The organism is Collinsella sp. WCA1-178-WT-3 (M1) (assembly GCF_009696325.1).
Classification (GTDB): domain Bacteria; phylum Actinomycetota; class Coriobacteriia; order Coriobacteriales; family Coriobacteriaceae; genus Collinsella.
The window spans coordinates 1-17,873 of record NZ_VUME01000001.1 but is presented as its reverse complement, the minus strand read 5'-3'; the positions used below and the strand labels follow the sequence as shown (position 1 = coordinate 17,873).

General features: G+C 58.7%; 12 protein-coding genes and 1 tRNA gene. 7 read left to right on the top strand and 6 right to left on the bottom strand.

Annotated features, from left to right (window positions below):
• Window positions 1-150: 150 nt before the first annotated feature.
• The gene (locus FYJ40_RS00065; RefSeq protein ID WP_154515132.1) at window positions 151-1,356 is read right to left on the bottom strand and encodes a hypothetical protein; all 1,206 of its coding nucleotides are present in this window, start codon (window positions 1,354-1,356) and stop codon (window positions 151-153) included.
• 266 nt (window positions 1,357-1,622) lie between these two features.
• Here FYJ40_RS00065 and galE point away from each other — a divergent pair, with 266 nt between their 5' ends.
• From galE to FYJ40_RS00050, 3 genes are all read left to right on the top strand, one after another.
• Window positions 1,623-2,684: a UDP-glucose 4-epimerase GalE gene (gene galE / locus FYJ40_RS00060; protein WP_154515134.1), complete on the top strand. Its 1,062-nt coding sequence runs from the start codon at window positions 1,623-1,625 to the stop codon at window positions 2,682-2,684.
• A gap of 207 nt (window positions 2,685-2,891) precedes the next feature.
• Window positions 2,892-4,409 carry a 4-alpha-glucanotransferase gene (malQ, locus tag FYJ40_RS00055; RefSeq protein ID WP_370513634.1) on the top strand — a complete coding sequence of 506 codons (1,518 nt, stop codon included), beginning with the start codon at window positions 2,892-2,894 and terminating at the stop codon, window positions 4,407-4,409.
• A gap of 128 nt (window positions 4,410-4,537) precedes the next feature.
• Window positions 4,538-6,805 carry a glycogen/starch/alpha-glucan phosphorylase gene (locus tag FYJ40_RS00050; RefSeq protein WP_154515136.1) on the top strand — a complete coding sequence of 756 codons (2,268 nt, stop codon included), beginning with the start codon at window positions 4,538-4,540 and terminating at the stop codon, window positions 6,803-6,805.
• A gap of 375 nt (window positions 6,806-7,180) precedes the next feature.
• Here FYJ40_RS00050 and FYJ40_RS00045 read toward each other — a convergent pair whose 3' ends face one another.
• The 5 genes from FYJ40_RS00045 to FYJ40_RS00025 all read right to left on the bottom strand — a co-directional run bounded on the left by FYJ40_RS00045 (window position 7,181) and on the right by FYJ40_RS00025 (window position 12,542).
• A complete protein-coding gene (locus tag FYJ40_RS00045; protein ID WP_154515138.1) occupies window positions 7,181-8,380 on the bottom strand; it encodes an ABC transporter ATP-binding protein in 1,200 nt (399 codons plus the stop codon).
• A 68-nt stretch (window positions 8,381-8,448) separates the two neighbouring features.
• Entirely contained in the window at window positions 8,449-9,288 is an 840-nt protein-coding gene (locus FYJ40_RS00040) for a carbohydrate ABC transporter permease (protein ID WP_154515140.1), read from the bottom strand.
• A complete protein-coding gene (locus FYJ40_RS00035) occupies window positions 9,288-10,142 on the bottom strand; it encodes a carbohydrate ABC transporter permease (RefSeq protein ID WP_152073297.1) in 855 nt (284 codons plus the stop codon). The genes FYJ40_RS00040 and FYJ40_RS00035 overlap by 1 nt, the downstream gene beginning before the upstream one ends.
• Before the next feature lie 87 nt (window positions 10,143-10,229).
• Window positions 10,230-11,546, bottom strand: a complete 1,317-nt coding sequence (locus FYJ40_RS00030) for an ABC transporter substrate-binding protein (RefSeq protein ID WP_154515142.1) — start codon at window positions 11,544-11,546, stop codon at window positions 10,230-10,232.
• 276 nt (window positions 11,547-11,822) lie between these two features.
• Window positions 11,823-12,542: a GntR family transcriptional regulator gene (locus FYJ40_RS00025; RefSeq protein ID WP_154515144.1), complete on the bottom strand. Its 720-nt coding sequence runs from the start codon at window positions 12,540-12,542 to the stop codon at window positions 11,823-11,825.
• Between the two features lie 228 nt (window positions 12,543-12,770).
• Here FYJ40_RS00025 and FYJ40_RS00020 point away from each other — a divergent pair, with 228 nt between their 5' ends.
• The 4 genes from FYJ40_RS00020 (at window position 12,771) to FYJ40_RS00005 (ending at window position 17,523) form a co-directional block, all read left to right on the top strand.
• On the top strand, window positions 12,771-15,224 hold the full coding sequence (locus FYJ40_RS00020) for a PTS transporter subunit EIIC (protein WP_195838516.1): 2,454 nt from the start codon (window positions 12,771-12,773) through the stop codon (window positions 15,222-15,224).
• A gap of 128 nt (window positions 15,225-15,352) precedes the next feature.
• On the top strand, window positions 15,353-16,366 hold the full coding sequence (locus FYJ40_RS00015) for a polyprenyl synthetase family protein (RefSeq protein ID WP_370450552.1): 1,014 nt from the start codon (window positions 15,353-15,355) through the stop codon (window positions 16,364-16,366).
• A 138-nt stretch (window positions 16,367-16,504) separates the two neighbouring features.
• A complete protein-coding gene (locus FYJ40_RS00010) occupies window positions 16,505-17,410 on the top strand; it encodes a peptidoglycan-binding protein (RefSeq protein WP_195838517.1) in 906 nt (301 codons plus the stop codon).
• Window positions 17,411-17,448: 38 nt separating this feature from the next.
• Window positions 17,449-17,523: transfer RNA gene (locus tag FYJ40_RS00005), tRNA-Gln, on the top strand.
• The last annotated feature ends 350 nt before the right edge of the window (window positions 17,524-17,873 follow it).

The window sequence follows — 17,873 nt, the reverse complement described above, 5'->3', positions numbered from 1 at the left end:
AACCCGGAAGGTCCGGGACTGCGGGCGAGGCATAAGGTTGGTCGCGAGTTCCGCACGCAAAGAAGGCCACTTAATGTGGCCTTCGTCTTGCGCAGGACTGCCCGAGCAGGCAACCTTATGCCTCGCCCGCAGTCCCGGACCAAGCCGCAGCTACGACAGCGCGATACCGCCGAGCCAGCCCCAGCGCACACCAGAGCCAGTACCGTAAAAGCTAATGAACGAGTCAAGCGACCTCGACGTGATGGCGCCTTCGTTGCTCATAACGATGCCGCCGCCAACATAGATGCCCACATGTCCGTACAGCAGACCCGGCATACCGGTGCCACTGTGCGACGAGTCGGCCACGATCATGCCCACCTGCAGCGCCGAACGATCGGAGCTGTAGCACCAGGCGTTAAACATGTCGCACGCGTTGCCGCCAAAGTAGCCCACGCCGGCGTTGCGGAAGACGTTGGTGACCCAGGCGGCGCACCAGTTCAGGCCAGGCGAAGGCGTGGAGTAGCATGCGTTGACGACAGCCTGCTGCTTGCCCGAGCCGGCATTCTGTTGCGGATTTCCGGGCGCATACGATCCGCCACCCGAGCTCGAACCACCCGAGTAGGAATTGTTCTTGTTTGCGGCAGCCGCAGCAGCGGCAGCCTTCTTGGCAGCCTCCTCAGCCTGGGCGGCAGCGAGAATCTCGGAATCGCGCTGAGCCATGAGCTCCTTGACATCGTCGGAGAGGCCGTTCAGAACCGTCTGGACCTCCTGCTGCTTGGCCTGCATGTCCTGCATCTGAGCAGTCTGCTGGTCCTTAAGCTTCTCCAAGTCGGCTTTTTGCGACTCGAGCTCGGACTTCTGCGTATCGAGCTCTTTCTGGATGGTCTGGATATCCTCGATGGCGTCGCGGTCGCTCTTGTTGATCTTCTCAACATAGTGCGCATTGGCGACGAGCTCCTCAAACGAGCCCGAGGCGAGCAGCAGCGACAGGATGTTGGTGCCGCCCGACTTATAGTTGGCGGAAACGCGATCGGAAAGATCGCCGCGCTTCTTTTTGAGCTCGGCCTTCTTTTCGTCAATCTGCGCCTGCGTGCTGTCAATCTGGCCCTGTACGCTCTCGATATCGTTGAGGGTCTGGGCGTTCTTGTTAGCCAGCGCCGCGTATTCATTTGCGATGCTGTCGAGCTGGGCCTGGACCTCGTCAAGCTGAGCCTGGGCCGCATTGAGCTTGTCGGTGGTTTCCTTGGTGGCCTCCGCAGCATGGGCGCGAGCGGGCAGACCAAAAAGAACGGCTGCAGAAGCGGCGCCGAACAAGGCCTTGAGGGCAGTGCGACGCGAAAGCTCCTGGGAAAGGATGGAATCGCTGTTTGGTGACATATCTACTCCGTTACATGTTTATTTATATGTCGCTCAACTCATACATATTAGCGTACATCGCGCTCGTCCCAACGATTTCCACGAACGGCAGGAAACCCCATGGTCGGCGGCTCGTATGCAAACGTCAAAGTCAAGGTTATGCCCACGCCAAACATTTCCATGAGTACGTTAGCATGTTCGTCTGCTTTTCCTGCCCTGCACGTTTTGGGTGCCCCTGCCTGCGCTATACTCCCTCAGGAAGTGTTCCTGATTCGATAGGAGACTACATGTCCAAAGCACTCGACCCCAAAGACACCTGCGTCCTCGTAACCGGTGGCGCCGGCTTTATCGGCTCGCACACCGTCGTTCAGCTGCTCGAGGGTGGCTACCAGGTCGTCATCGTCGACGACCTCTCCAACTCCAGCGCCGTCGCCGTCGACCGTGTCAAGACCATCGTGGGCGACAAGGCCGCCAAGAACCTCACCTTCTACGAGGCCAACGTGCTCGACCGCGATGCCATGAACAAGATCTTCGATACCCATCAGATCGACCGCGTCATCCACTTCGCCGGCTTTAAGGCCGTCGGCGAGTCGGTGAGCAAGCCCGTCGAGTACTACCACAACAACATCGAGAACACCCTGGTGCTCGTCGACGTTATGCGCAACCATGGCTGCAAGTCCATCATCTTCTCGAGCTCCTCGACCGTCTACGGCGATCCGGATAACCCGCCCGTCACCGAGGAAGACCCCAAGAAGCCCGCGACCAACCCCTATGGCTGGACCAAGTGGATGATTGAGCAGATCCTTATGGACGTTCACACCGCCGACCCCGAGTGGAACGTTGTGCTGCTCCGCTACTTCAACCCCATCGGCGCACATCCGTCGGGCCTGATCGGCGAGGACCCCAAGGGCATCCCCAACAACCTGGTGCCTTATGTCGCGCAGGTTGCCGTGGGCAAGCTCGAGGCCGTTCAGGTCTTTGGCAACGACTACCCCACCCCCGACGGCACCGGCGTGCGCGATTACATCCATGTGTGCGACCTGGCATCGGGCCATGTGGCCGCCCTCAACTGGATGAACGGCAAGACCGGCGTTGAGATCTTTAACCTGGGCACCGGCACCGGCACCTCGGTGCTCGAGGTCGTCGCCGCCTTCTCCAAGGCCTGTGGCAAAGAGCTGCCCTACGTGATTCGCGAGCGCCGCGCCGGCGACATCGCCGCCAACTGGTGTGATGCCTCCAAGGCCGAGCGCATGATGGGTTGGAAGGCACAGTACGACATCGCAGACATGTGCCGCGACAGCTGGAACTGGCAGAGCCACAACCCCAACGGCTTCGCCGACGCCGAGTAGCAAAAACCTACACACCGTTCTTGCCCCGATCTCACGATGTGAGACCGGGGCTTTTTCATGGCATGTAACCATTCGCCGAAAATCGACCAACTTATTTATCTTGCCTATACATGTTTAAACAACATGTATACAATAGGTGTATCGAATCAGAACATCGGAGGCGGACTGCACACCCATCGGCAGGCCGACCCCACAACAAGAAGGTTGGTGAGCGCATTCATGGAGCGTGCAAGCGGCGTCCTCATGCCCGTCTCATCTCTGCCCGGACCATACGGAATCGGCGGCTTTGGCTGGAATGCCTACGACTTCGTCGATTTTCTCGCCTCGTGCAAACAACATTACTGGCAAATCCTGCCCCTTACGACGACCAGCTATGGCGATTCGCCCTATCAGTCGTTCTCGGCCCGCGCAGGCAACCCCAACTTGATCGACTTTGCCGAGCTTATCGAAGCCGGCTATCTGGAGCAGCGTGACATCGACGGCGTCTTCCTTGGTTCCGACCCCAGCAACGTCGACTACGGCGCCATCTTTGTTGGCCGCCGTCAGATTCTCGATCGAGCCGCTGAGCGCTTTGCTGCCGACAAGCCGGCCGATTTCGACGACTTTATCCAGGCAAACGAGGACTGGCTCATTCCCTACTGCGAGTTTATGACCGTGAAGGAGGAGTGCGGACTCAAAGCCTTTTGGGAGTGGCCCGAGGAGCTCCGCCGCCGCGGCGCGGCATCCGCCAAGGTCTGCGCCACCCATCCCGAGCGCATGCTCTACCACCAGATGACGCAGTATTTCTTCGATCGCCAGTGGAGCCGCCTCAAGGCCTATGCCAACGAGCACGACATCCTGATCATCGGCGACCTGCCCATCTATGTCTCGCGCGACTCCGTCGAGATGTGGGCCACGCCCGAGCTCTTTAAGATCGACGCCGCCGGCAATCCCGTCAGCGTCGCGGGAACGCCGCCTGATCAGTTCTCGGCCACCGGCCAGTACTGGGGCAACCCCATCTATGACTGGGATGCTATGGAAGCAGACGGCTTCTCCTGGTGGGAAGACCGCGTCCGTGCTGCCCTCGACATGTACGACATCATCCGTCTGGACCACTTCCGCGGCTTTGAAGCCTTTTGGGAGGTGCCGTTCTCCTCTCCCGATTCGTCATATGGTTCATGGACGCAGGGACCCGGCCTCAAGCTCTTCAAGGTGCTCGAGGAAAAGCTCGGCACGCTTCCCATCATTGCCGAAGACCTGGGCTTTCTTACCCCCGGCGTCATCGACATGCGCGACACCACGGGCTTCCCCGGCATGAAGATTCTGCAGTTCGCTTTTGAAGGCAGCAACTCCTACTATCTGCCCCACAACTACATTGCCAACACCGTCGCCTACGTCGGAACGCATGACAACGAAACGGCACGCGGCTGGTATGAGGGGACGGCCACCCCGCGTCAGCGCGAGCAGGCGGCCCTGTATACCCACCAGCAGGCAGGCGAGTCCATGGCCGACGCGCTCAACCGCACCATCGCCGCCAGCGTGAGCGATACCTGTATCTACACCATGCAGGACCTGCTCAATCTGGGCAACGAGGCGCGCATTAACACCCCCGCCACCCTGGGCGGTAACTGGACGTGGCGCATGCTTGATGGCGCCATCACCCGCGAACTCGAGCGCAAGCTCACCGACTGGACCGAGACCTACTTCCGCATCCCGTCGGAAGCCGAAATCGAGCTTCCCCAATAGGAGCCACCGCGCCCGACCCCACCCCACCGTGTGGACGCGACCGCTTTTCCCGCGCGAGGCCATCCCAATCCCTCGCGCGGGCTTCTTTTGAATTTCTGACATGTAGTCGACTCACCACAGGAGGAAACATGCCCCGTATAAGCCTCGCAGAACTCGCCGAGCAGTCCTTTGGCACCTCGCTCGAGCAGCTCGATGACCGTCGTATTTATAAGCTGCTGGTCAAGCTCGTGCAGGAGCGCTCTGCCGCCTGTCCGCTCAACAACGGCAAGAAAAAGCTCTACTACATCTCTGCCGAGTTTTTGATCGGCAAGCTGCTCATCAACAATATGATCGACCTCGGCATCTATGACGAGGTTAAGGACCAGCTCGTCGCCGCCGGCCACGACCTCAACAAGATCGAGGAGTTTGAGGTCGAGCCTTCGCTCGGCAACGGCGGCTTGGGTCGTCTGGCCGCATGCTTCCTGGATTCCATTGCCACGCTGGGCCTCACCGGTGACGGCGTGGGCCTCAACTACCATTACGGCCTGTTCCGCCAGCGCTTTGCCGACAACCAGCAGAAGGCCGTCCCTGACGAGTGGCTCGGCGAGCAGGACATCCTGATCGATGACGACCGCTCCTACACCGTCGAGTTCGGTGATTTTGCCGTCACCTCCAAGCTCGTCAACATCGATGTGCCCGGTTATGGCCAGCCCACCAAGAACCGCCTGCGCCTGTTTGACCTGGCAAGTGTCGACGAGGGCCTGGTCCCCGGCAGCTCCATCGACTTCGACAAGACCAAGATCGCCAAGAACCTCACCCTGTTCCTCTATCCGGATGATTCCGATGAGCAGGGCCGCCTGCTTCGCATCTACCAGGAGTACTTCATGGTGAGCAATGCCGCCCAGCTCCTGATCGACGAGGCCGTAGAACGCGGCAGCAACCTGCACGATCTGGCCGACTACGCCGTGGTCCAGATCAACGATACGCACCCCACCATGGTCATTCCCGAGCTCATCCGGCTGCTCACCACCGAGCACGACATCGAGTTTGACGAAGCCGTTACCATCGTGCGATCCATGGTCGCCTACACCAACCACACGATCCTTGCCGAGGCGCTCGAGAAATGGCCGCTCACCAGCCTGCAGAAGGTCTCCCCTGTCATCGCCGACATCATCGTCAAGCTCGATGAGATTGCCAAGGCCGAGCATGGCGACCCGCGCGTCGCCATCATCGACGAGTACGGCACCGTCCACATGGCCCACATGGGCATTCACTTTGGCTTCTCCATCAATGGCGTCGCCGCACTCCACACCAAGATCCTGGAGGACACCGAGCTTCGCCCGTTCTACGAGATCTATCCCGAAAAGTTCTCCAACAAGACCAACGGCATCACCTTCCGCCGCTGGATCCAGGGAGCCAACCCCGCACTTGCCAGCCTGCTCGACGATGTAATCGGTACCGATTGGCGCAGCACCGGCGACCTGAGCAAGCTCGCCGAATTCGCCGACGACAAGGACGTTCTTGAGCGCCTGGCCGCCACCAAGGCCGAGGCCAAGGCCATCATGCGCCAGTTCATGGCGCTCGAGCAGGGCGTGACCATTCCCTCCAACGCGATCATCGATGTTCAGGTCAAGCGTATCCACGAGTACAAGCGCCAGCAGATGCTCGCGCTCTACATCATCTGGAAGTACCTCGACATCAAGAACGGCAATAGACCTAAGCACCCCGTCACCATCATCTTTGGCGGCAAGGCGGCACCTGCCTACACTATCGCGCAGGACATCATCCATCTGATCCTGACGTTGTCGCAGTGGATCGCAAACGATCCCGACGTGGCTCCCTACCTGCAAGTTGTCATGATCGAGAACTATAACGTCACCGCTGCCGAGCGCGTGATTCCCGCCGCCGACATCTCCGAGCAGATCAGCCTGGCCTCCAAGGAGGCGAGCGGCACCTCCAACATGAAGTTCATGCTCAACGGTGCTTTGACCCTGTGCACGCTCGACGGCGCCAATGTCGAGATCGCCGAACTCGTGGGCGACGAGAACATCTACACCTTTGGCGCCTCGTCCAAACAGGTCGAGCAGCTCTACGCCGACGGCAGCTATAACGCCGGCACGCTCTACCTCAAGCCCGGTATTAAGCTACTGGTGGACTTTATTACCAACCCCGCTTTTATGGCGACCGGCAACGCGGAGCGCCTGCAGCGTCTGCACGACGACATCAAGGGCAAGGACTGGTTTATGTCCCTGCTCGACATTGAGGAGTACATCCAGACTAAGGAGCGCGTGCTGGCAGACTACGAGGACCGGGACGCTTGGATGCGCAAGGCGCTGATCAACATCGCCAACGCCGGCACTTTCTCGTCCGACCGCACAATATCCCAGTACAACGACGAGATTTGGCACCTGAGCTAATTTCGCTTCCATTACCCATCCTTTTGAAAGCGGAGTCGCGGCAACGCGGCTCCGCTTTTTGTGCCGATACGCCGGCCTGTGATTTGTCTCGACCAAATAATCTCGGCCTGTAACACCTAGACGGCAAAATTGGGTCAACCTGTTACAGAATGAGACAAACAGAATTGTTCCGGGAAACCGTCTCAATCTGTAACATCTAGGCCCAATTTGGCCCTCCTCCTGTTACAGATCGAGACAAACGACCGGCCAGACAGCCCCAGCACAAAGAAAGGTTCCCCTCTCGCTCAGCGGACGAGAGGGGAACCTTATATGTGACTACGGCAAAAGGATGGCAAAACCGCAGTCGCCCAAAAGGAGGGCCTGATTGAATCGGGCCTAGATAAGGTTCTTGCCAGAGACCTTATCGAAAAGGTGGGTCGCATTCTTCTCGAACTTGAACCAGATGGGGTCGCCGGCCTTGAGCGAACCCCTGGCCTCGAGGTCGACGACAGGGATGATCAGGACAAACTGGCCGTCGGGAGACGTCACATGAACGTGCTCGGTCGAACCCATGAGCTCGGTGACCTCGATGGTGCCCTGAAGCGCACCCTCCTCGCCCTTGTCGGCAAGCAGAATCTGCTCGGGACGCACGCCGGCCGTGATCTCCTTCATGTCCTCGCCGTCCCAGTTAAGCGCAAGCTGAGCGCAGGTCTCGGGGGCCAGTGCGACATTCATGTCGTCGGTCTTGACGGTAAAGCCCTCACCCGAGCGCACCAGCTGGGCATCGAAGAAGTTCATCTGCGGCACGCCGATGAAGCCGGCGACAAAGATGTTCGCGGGATGGTTGAAGACCTCCTGCGGCGTGGCGATCTGCTGAACAACGCCGTCCTTCATGACCACGATGCGGTCGCCGAGGGTCATAGCCTCGGTCTGGTCGTGGGTAACATAGATGAATGTGCCTTTGATCTCGTGGCGAAGCTTAATGAGCTCGGCACGCATCTGGTTACGAAGCTTGGCGTCCAGGTTGGACAGCGGCTCGTCCATCAGGAATACCTTGGGGTCACGCACGATGGCGCGGCCGATGGCAACGCGCTGACGCTGGCCGCCCGAAAGCGCCTTAGGCTTACGGTCGAGGTACTCGGTGATACCCAAAATCTCGGCAGCGGAGCGAACCTTGCGGTCAATCTCGTCTTTGGGGACCTTCTTGAGCTCAAGCGTAAACGCCATGTTCTCGTACACTGTCATGTTGGGGTACAGAGCGTAGCTCTGGAACACCATGGCAATGTCACGGTCCTTGGGTGCCACGTCGTTGACGCGCTTGCCGTCGATGAGCACGTCACCCGAGGTAATGTCCTCCAGGCCGGCAACCATGCGCATCGTCGTGGACTTACCGCAGCCAGAGGGACCAACGAGGACGATAAACTCCTGGTCGTGAACAGTGAGGTTGAAGTCCTCTACAGCGAGCACGCCATCCTCGGTAACCTTGAGGTTGTGCTTCTTCTCCTCGGTCTTCTTCTTTTTGCCAAAGAAGCCCTTCTTTTTGGACTCGTTGTTGGGATACACCTTCTGAACATGTTTGAGAACGATCTCGGCCATGTCTCTACCTTTCGATACGCGGCGCCACGCTGAGGGGCGCCGCAGAAACTTGCAAAACAGTTACGGCATCAGCCCTTGACGGCACCTGCCACCACGCCGTCGATGATGTACTTCTGGCAGAGGATGTACATGAGGACGATGGGGACAACGACCATCATGATGCAGGCCATCATGGGGCCGAGCTCGACGTGACCGTAGCCGCCGCGGAAGTACTGGATCAAGATAGGAATGGTCTTGTACTTGGTGGAGTCGAGGGTGAGGTAGGGCAGCAGATAGTCGTTCCAGACCCACATGGTCTCGAGAATGCCGACCGAAAGATAGGTGGGCTTCATGATGGGAAGGACGATCTTAAAGAACACCTGGACCGGGTTGCAGCCGTCGATCATGGCCGCCTCCTCGATCTCGAGCGGGATGTTCTTTACAAAGCCGGCGAACATAAAGACCGCTAGGCCCGCGCCAAATCCAAGGTAAATAAAGCAGATGTTGAACGGCGTGTTGAAGCCGATGCGGTCCGCCAAATTGGACAGCGTGAACATGAGCATCTGGAACGGTACGACCATCGAGAACACGAACAGGTAATAGAAGAAGTTCGAGATCTTGCTGTTGACGCGCACCACATACCAAGCGCACATGGAGCAGCACACCAAGATCAGCACGACCGACGTGACCGTGATGATGAGCGAGTACATAAACGCCGAGGCAAAGCCCTGCTCGTTAAGGGCGTGCACGTAGTTTGCAAGGCCGTTGAACGTCTCGGGCGTGAGCAGATCGAATGCCGTGGTGGTGCTGATTGCGGTCCCTTTCTTAAAGGAATTGAGCGCAATCATGAACACGGGGTAAATCCATGCGAGCGACAGGATCGTAAAGAAAATCGAGAGCGCACGGTTGATAGCCTTATCGCGTTTCATTACTGCTGCACCTCCTTGGACCTTGTGGCCTTAAGCTGGATCATGGAGATTGCTACGACCAGGATGCAGAAGATAACCGCCTTGGCCTGACCGATGCCCTGCCATGCGATGCCAGCACGCGAATAGAACGTGTTGTAGATGTTCAGGGCGAGCATCTCGGTGGAGTGCGCCGGGGCGCCACCGGTAAGGGCGAGGTTCTGGTCGAACAGTTTAAAGCCGTTGGTGATGGACAGGAACAGGCAGATGGTGATCGTCGGCATCAGGTTGGGGATCTTAACCTTCCAAAACGTCTGCCATGCCGTAGCGCCGTCGACCTTGGCGGCCTCGATGTAGTCTGACGGAATGGACTGCAGACCGGCGATGTAGATGATCATCATGTAGCCGACCTGCTGCCACAGGGTCAGGATGATAAGGCCCCAGAAGCCAGCAGCAGAGTTAAGGGCGATAAGATCGGCACCGATGTTGGAGAGCAGGCAGTTGATCAGAATCTGCCAAATGTAGCCCAGCACGATGCCGCCGATCAGGTTAGGCATGAAGAAGATCGTACGGAAGATGTTGGTGCCCTTGAGCGCCTTGCGGGTGAGCGCCTGCGCGATGGCGAGGGCGATCACGTTGATGAGCACCGTCGACAGGAAAGCAAACGCCACCGTAAAGAAGAACGACGTGGCAAACTGCGGATCGGACAGTGCACGCACGTAGTTCTCGATACCGACGAAGTGCGTGTTGTTAATGGTAATAAACTGGCAGAACGAGAGATAGAAACCCTGGATAAAGGGGATCACGAACCCGATCATAAACGCCAGGCACGTGGGCAGCATAAAGAGCGGCCACCAGCGCTTGAGTGCTTTGCCCATAGAAGGGTCCTTTCAATATGCAGGGGGCGGGCAAACCGACGTCTGCCCGCCCCCTGTCGCTAATCAGATAGCTTGGGCAGCAACTGCTTACTCGGAAGCAGCCTTCTCGGTCTTCCAGCCATCGACGAAGGCGTTCTTGACGCCGTCCCACTTGGTGTTATCGGCAGCATAGGCAATCAGAGCCTGCTTGAGGTTCTTCTTCCACTCCTCAGAGGGGATGTAAACGAAGTCCCAAGCGACGGTCTTCTTGCCGTCCTTAGCCATGGCAACAGCCTGCTGCGAGAAGACGTTGGTGGTGTCCTTGGCGCTCTTGAACGGGGCAGTCAGACCCATCTTGTCAGCGATGATGCTGGTGGCAGTCTCAGAAGTGACGCACCAATACATGAAGTCCTCGGTAGCCTTCTGGGCATCCTCGGAGGCCTGGGAGCTCACGCACCAGTAGTTCTCGCCGCCGGAGCACAGGCCCTGGTTCTCCTCGCCGTCGACACCGATGTAGATGGGCATCATGCCAATCTGATCGTCGGTCATGCCGGCCTTGATGAGGTCGGCGTAGGCCCAAGAGCCGTTCTGATAGAAGACGGCCTTGCCGGTTGCGAACTCGTTGGAGGCGTCGTCGCCGGTCTTGGAGGCAAGCTGCGAAGGATCGCAGGTGGAGTCGGTGATGTACAGGTCGAAGATCTGCTTAAAGTTGTCGAGATACTCGCCCTTAATCTCGTCATCCTCCTGGTTGTGCTCCTTCTCGAACTCGTAGTAGAGCGGGAGGTTAGCGAGGTGGGTGGTGTAGCGCCAGCTGGAGGAGTCATCCATGCCGGCGGAAGTGAAGGCACCGTCAACGCCAAGCTCGTCCTTGCGGGCCTGAATGTCATCGGCGCAAGCCTTCAGCTTGTCGAAGGAGTTGATGTCCTCGGCCTTGTAGCCAGCCTTCTCGAGGAGCTCCTTGTTGTAGATGATGCCGTAGCTCTCCTGGACCCAGTCGATACCTAGATCCTTGCCGTCGGACTGCAGAGCCAGGGAGTCGTCGACGAGCTCACCGCGGACCTTGGTATCGGACAGGTCGGCGCAGTAGTCCTTCCAGTTCTTAAGACCGGTGGGGCCGTTGACCTGGAACAAGGTCGGAGCGGAGCTCTTGGACATCTCGGACTTGAGCTTCTCCTCGTAGGTGTTGGAGGCGGCGGTCACGATCTTGACCTCGACGCCCTTCTCCTCCTTGTACGCCTTGGCGATCTCCTTCCACTCCTTGTCGACCTCGGGCTTGAATTGGAGGAAGTAGACCTCGGCAGCGTCACCAGAAGCAGAGGAGCCGGAGCCGGCGGAGCCACCGCAGCCCACGAGACCCAGGCCAAAGACCGTGGCCGCGGAGCCAGCGAAGCCCAGGAACTGCCTTCTGCTCATTTCGTTCTTCATTACAATCCACCCTTTCACACCGTGGCGGCACCCTTTGCCGCCGCCTTCGGAGATTGGCTCGGGGGCTTTGCCCCTTTTTCTGATTTGTACAATACGCTATTTGGCCAGTTGTTTGAACAAGTATTACTAGAGCGGTAGAAAAACTTCGGTGAACGGTTCTTGATACATTCGTACTTGACAAATATTGTCTAAACAATTAAAGCGCTCCGTGCGGCCGATATCCCATCGACCGCACGGAGCGCTTCATATCGAAACGCAAGCTTATGCGTCTGTTACCTATCGCTTGGAATTGACGCGGTAATGGAAGATCTCGGGGTGTGTGCGAGCATGCGTCACCTCAAACAAGATGCCATCCGATGTGTACGACTGACTCTCCATGACGGCAACGCAGTTGTATTTGCCGAGGTCAAGATAGCTGCAGTCTTCATCGTTGGCGAGCTCGACACTCACCGTACGGCGACTCGCCATCACTTTGATGCCGCGCTTGTGCTCCAGATAGTCGTAGATAGATTCTGCCGCGATCTCGGGGGTCAGACCCTTGGCAATCGACTCCAAAAAGTAGCCATGGTCCACTTGGCGCGCGCTGCCGTTGAGGCTTCGGACACGCACTACGCGAATCAGCTCCTCGCCCACCTTAAAGCCCAGGCGACGAGAGAGCTGCTCGGTGCAGACCAGATGTTCAAAGGACTTAACGTCCGTCGATGCAACGGCATTGTTGCGCTTTGCAAATTCGCCAAACGACTCGACTTCCTCGAGTGCGCCCAACATGTCGGTTTCGCCCTTGAGCCAAATAACGCGCACGCCCTTGCCGTGTATGGGCTGCACAAACATCTCGTCGGCCAGCATGCTCAAGGCGCGGCGGACGGTATTGCGCGTGCAGCCAAATTCCGCAGTCAGCTCGGCTTCGGTTGGCAGCATCTCCTGAAACGCATAGGTCCCGTTAATGATGCGCGAACGGATCTCGCGGTAGATTCCTTCGTAAATCGCTTTTGGCATGGCTTCACCTCTACATCTTCTTGCTGGCTAGGCACGATAGCATTTCTTGGGGTTGTTTAAACCGATTATCGGTAAAGCGACAGTATTGTAACCGTTGGCGGCTTCTGTCGTGCCCAAATCGGTCTCGTTCAAAACTGCCGACACGACAATCGTCTGGTCCTCTACAATGAATCCATTGTTTAAACGTTTCACCACCTGCAACGCACCTCGATGTTCGGGAGGCAGAACATGCTGCAGAAAATCCAACGCTTTGGCGGGGCAATGTTCGCGCCCGCCATGCTGTTTTCCATATCGGGCCTTATGGTCGGCGTCTCCGCCCTCGCAACGTCTGCGGACATCGTCGGCGACCTCGCCGTATACGGAACCCCTTGGTATGTTTTTTGGGCTATCATCCAGCGCGGCTCGTGGACGGTCTTTAAACGCCTCCCACTGCTTTTTGCCGTAGCGCTGCCCATCGGCCTTGCCCAAAAGCAACCGGCGCGCTGCTGCTTCGAGGCACTCGTGGCCTATTTTGCCTATTGCTTCTTTTTGAGCGAGATCATTAAGCTGAGCGGCGACAACCTTGGACTTAAGTACCCGTCGTCTTTGACCTCCGCCAGCGGCATCACCGTCATCGACGGCATCAAGACGCTCGACACCGGCATTATCGGCCCGCTGGCGGTATCGGCCACCGTCGTCGCCATCCATGACCGCTTCTACGATGCCAAGGTTCCCGATTGGCTCGGTACTTTCTCGGGCTCCTCGCTGGTCTACCTCATTAGCTTTTTTGCCGTATTCGCCCTTGCCGCTATCTCGGCCGCCATCGTGCCCATCGTATACGCAATGACCGAAACACTGCGCCATGCACTTACGGGCGTCGGTCCCTTCGGCGTGGGCGCCTTTGTGTTTTTAGAGCGAGCACTCGAGCCCGTGGGGCTGCATCACCTGCTCTACATGCCAATCTACTACGACAATTTGGTTATTACCGATGGCATCTACGCCACGTGGACCAACTTGCTTCCCATCCTCTCGCACAGCACGCGCCCCCTCAACGAGCTAGCGCCCTGGGCTGGTTTCACCGCCACCGGTTGGGTCAAGCTCTTTGGTCTTCCCGCCATCGCCGGAGCGTTCTACACCACGGCCAAACCCGAACGCCGTGCCAGCCTCAAGACCATCCTTCTGCCCGCCATCGTCGCCTCGATGGTCTGCGGCGTCACCGAGCCGCTCGAGTTTCTCTTTATGTTCACCTATCCCGGACTCTTTTTGCTCTACGCCGTCCTATCCTCCTGCCTTGCCATGGCCATGAACTTCTTTGGCGTCGTCGGCATCTTCTCGGGTGGCCTTATGGAGATGGCTGCCTTCAACTTTATCCCGCTCATGCGGACGCATGCCGGCTCCTACCTTTTGGCACTCGGAATCGGACTCGTCTTTAGCGTCATCTTCTTTCTGAGCTTTCGAGGTCTTATCCTGACCTTTGACCTTAAAACCCCGGGACGCGAGGACTACATTGCCAGCAACACGGCGCTCTCGCGCTTGACGGGAAACGACGTTGACGAAAAGCGCTTATCCGAAGCCGGCGCTTCCGACTGCCAGGCATCACAAGATCGTCTGCTCGCCGAGCAGGTTGTGGCGCTTCTGGGCGGCGTCTCCAACATTGTGGGCGCAACCAACTGCGCCACGCGGCTGCGCGTCGAAGTCGCGGACCCTTCTATCGTCGCGGACAACGCAACCTTTGTCGCAGCGGGCGCCAAAGGCCTCATCGTCACCGGCAAGACCGCCCAGGTAATCATCGGCGTCTCGGTCCCCCGCGTCAAAGAGCACTTTGATCAGATTATGGGACTCGAACCGGGTTTTGCATTTGCCACCCCGCTTTCTCATGCCGCCGATGACGCCAAAAAGCATGGCAATATCTGCTTCTTCGACATCGACGGTACGCTTGCCTGGCAAGATCCCAAACTTGCCCAAGAGCTCCCCGAGGGCGAGCGAGACCTTTCCCCCTATCCCAACGAAACGGTTGCACAGGCAATTCGCACGTTTGTCGCCAACGGCAACAAAGCCTTTATCTGCACGGGGCGCACCCTCAGCTGCATCCATCCCAAGCTGCTCGAGCTGCCGTGGGCGGGCATCGTATGTCTCGCGGGCGGCTACGTCGAACTCGAGGGGCGCATTGTGCGAAATGCGGCCATAAACCCCGGTCTGCTACAGCGCCTCGCCCCCTATCTCGAACAATCGGGTGAGGTCATTCGCTTTGAGGGCATCGATCGCGTCGTGCGCATGAGCGCAGATGCCCCCGAGACGTACGGATACGCGCGCACCGTGGGCGACGCCGTCACGCAACTCAAGCACTACAACGCTTATAAAATTCTTATGTCCACACCGCTCGCCAACCGCATCGCCCAAGATGAAGAGCTTGGGCCTCTGCTCTGCCTCAACGAGCTCGAACTCGAGGTCACGGAAATCTCGCCTCGCGAATGCACCAAACGGGCCGGAATCAAGGCCGTGCTTGACGCCCTGGGGCCAGATCACGGCACTGTGTACGGCATCGGCGACGCAAGCAACGACATCGCCCTCATGGAGGCGGTCGATGTTGGCGTCGCCATGGGCAACGCGCCGGACTTCCTCAAGGAAAAGGCCGACTACGTCACCGACAGCTTCGACCACGACGGCGTCGTCACCGCGCTCGAGCACTTTGGACTTATCTAGCCGCGCCTCTTGCCGCATTTGCGACAACATGGCTCAATCGTCTTCAACCGCCGCGCTCGATGCCCTAATGTGGCAATATGTTGTCTGCATAACGCAACGATGCAACCTAAGAAAGAATGCGAGAACCCGTGTCCAGTCCGTTTACCAGCTTTTTAGCCCAGCATTTTGACCAGATTAACGACTATCTGGCCACGTTCTTTGACGGACAGGCGACCTCTGCCGATATCGAGCGCTACCTGTATGGCCCGCTCTCGGCATTTACGGCCAATGCCGGCAAGCGCCACCGGCCGCTCATCTGCATGCTCGCCGCCACCGCAGTAGGCGGCAGCTTTGAGAGCGCCCGAAGCGCGGCGGCGGCCATCGAGCACTTTCAGTCGGGAGCGCTTATCCATGACGACATCGCCGACAACGGCCAGCTGCGCCGCGGCAAGCCCTGTATGCACCTTACCGAGGGTACGGGACTTGCCATCAACTGCGGCGACCTAGCGCTCACCATGGTTACCAAGACGGTTCTCGACGACCCCACGCTCGAGGCAGACGTGAAGCTCCGCGTGCTCCACGAGCTCACCGAGATGATCGTTCGCACCATCGAGGGTCAGGCGCTCGACCTGGGCTGGGTCCGCGATGGGCGCTTTGACATCTCGGTTGACGATTATCTGGACATGGCAATGCACAAGACCGCGTACTACAGCGGAGCCACGCCACTTGCCGCCGGAGCCATTATCGGTGGCGGCAGCGAAGACCAGATTGAGGCGCTGCGTGCCTTTGGCCTGCACACGGGCCTTGCCTTTCAGATCCAAGATGATCTGCTCAACCTTATTGGCACCAAGGAGGCCGCCAACAAGGACTTCCGCACCGATATCACAGAGGGCAAGCGCACGCTCGTCGCCGTGCATGCCCTGTCAGACGAGCGTTATCACGACGAAGTCGAGGCGATCCTTTCCTCGGGCACCGAGGACCCCGCGCAACTCGCACGCGCCGTGGAGATCTTCCAGCAGACCGGCTCTGTCGATTTCGCCCACACTTACGCACTTAACCTGACCGCCAAGGCCAAGGCCGCTATCGAAGGTGTCGAGCTCGACCCGCATGCACGCGAGCTGTTCGACTCCATGGCAGATTTCTTTGTGGAGCGCCTTAACTAGCGGGGGTTATAAAACCTGTCAGCAGCGCATTTGGGTACAACTTGCTACACTGTTGAGTGCAAGTTTATGCAACCCTTTGCGTTGTCTATCCGACATACGCTCAAATAGTACGAATGGTACGCCGAAAGGGGTTCGTTCATGGAACCTATCACAACGGGCATGCAGGGAGCAGCCGTCGAGGACGTCCAGTCCCGCCTTCTGCAGCTCGGCTATACAATCGATGACGCCGAGGTCGCCGACAAGCGCTTTGGCACCACCACCGAGCAGGCTGTTGGCACCTTTAGGCTCGACAGCGGCCTTGCCGCTGGCTACGCCGTCGATATCCCCTGTTGGAGCGCCCTGGTAGACGCCTCGTATAAGCTGGGCGACCGCACGCTTTATCTGCGCATGCCCAATTTCCATGGTGCCGACGTTCGGGCCCTGCAGAGGGCACTCAACGTTTTGGGTTTTGCCTGCGGTGAGGACGACGGCTACTTTGGCCCGCACACCGAGGCGGCCTTGCAGCAGTTCCAAGAAAATGTCGGCCTGTTTGCCGACGGCATGGCATTCCAGGATACCTACGCCTATATCAACCGTCTGCATCACGTGTGGGAGGGCAAACCCTCGGTTACCGAGGCCGAGTCGCGCATCGGCTTTGCCCGCGCCGCCAACGTGCTCGAGCGCTTCCAGATTGCCGTTATCGGTGAGGACCCCATCGCACGCAGCGTTGCATCGCGCATGTGGAACATCGCCACGGCGACGACCGACAACAGCGGCATGATGCTTTGCGATTCCGAGGTTCCGACCGACGTGGACCTGGTACTCGAGATCGCAAGCGATGAGCTGCCCGCAGATGCAGCCCCGCGCGCCACGATCGCCCTTGCCGAATGTCACAACCTGGCGCAGCGCATCCGCACTGCCAATATCGCCGCGCAACAAAAGCCTGCACGTATCCGCATTGAGCTCACGGGCATGACGCGCTACAACGGAACCTTCACCGCAAGCGATGCCCAGACACTCGCCGTACGCCTGCTCGATGGCGTTTGCGATGCCCTCGCAGATTAGGTAAACTAGACGAGCTGCTTTTGGGCAGCACCACACATTGGGACGTAGTTCAACGGTAGAACTCCGGTTTTTGGTGCCGGCTGTTGGGGGTTCGAATCCCTCCGTCCCAGCCAAGGTAACTGAGCGCCCCGGCTTTCATCAGCCCGGGGCGCTTTCTTGTGGGCATGCGGAGGGATTCGAACCCGCAAGGGTGCGGAGCTGAGGAAACGCGAAGCGTTTTCCAGCGCAGCACGCAAGGAGCGGAGCGACGCAGCGGGGCGCGGCCGCCGGCAGGCGGACGCGGAATCCCTCCGTCCCAGCCAAGGTAACTGAGCGCCCCGGGCTTTTATCAGCCCAGGGCGCTTTCTTGTGGGCATGCGGAGGGATTCGAACCCGCAAGGGTGCGGAGCTGAGGAAACGCGAAGCGTTTTCCAGCGCAGCACGCAAGGAGCGGAGCGACGCAGCGGGGCGCGGCCGCCGGCAG

Coding starts and splice junctions, on each gene's coding strand:
- FYJ40_RS00065 (WP_154515132.1), bottom strand. CDS start 1,356: ATGTCACCAAACAGCGATTCCATCCTTTCCCAGGAGCTTTCGCGTCGC.
- galE (WP_154515134.1), top strand. CDS start 1,623: ATGTCCAAAGCACTCGACCCCAAAGACACCTGCGTCCTCGTAACCGGT.
- FYJ40_RS00050 (WP_154515136.1), top strand. CDS start 4,538: ATGCCCCGTATAAGCCTCGCAGAACTCGCCGAGCAGTCCTTTGGCACC.
- FYJ40_RS00045 (WP_154515138.1), bottom strand. CDS start 8,380: ATGGCCGAGATCGTTCTCAAACATGTTCAGAAGGTGTATCCCAACAAC.
- FYJ40_RS00040 (WP_154515140.1), bottom strand. CDS start 9,288: ATGAAACGCGATAAGGCTATCAACCGTGCGCTCTCGATTTTCTTTACG.
- FYJ40_RS00035 (WP_152073297.1), bottom strand. CDS start 10,142: ATGGGCAAAGCACTCAAGCGCTGGTGGCCGCTCTTTATGCTGCCCACG.
- FYJ40_RS00030 (WP_154515142.1), bottom strand. CDS start 11,546: ATGAAGAACGAAATGAGCAGAAGGCAGTTCCTGGGCTTCGCTGGCTCC.
- FYJ40_RS00025 (WP_154515144.1), bottom strand. CDS start 12,542: ATGCCAAAAGCGATTTACGAAGGAATCTACCGCGAGATCCGTTCGCGC.
- FYJ40_RS00020 (WP_195838516.1), top strand. CDS start 12,771: ATGCTGCAGAAAATCCAACGCTTTGGCGGGGCAATGTTCGCGCCCGCC.
- FYJ40_RS00010 (WP_195838517.1), top strand. CDS start 16,505: ATGGAACCTATCACAACGGGCATGCAGGGAGCAGCCGTCGAGGACGTC.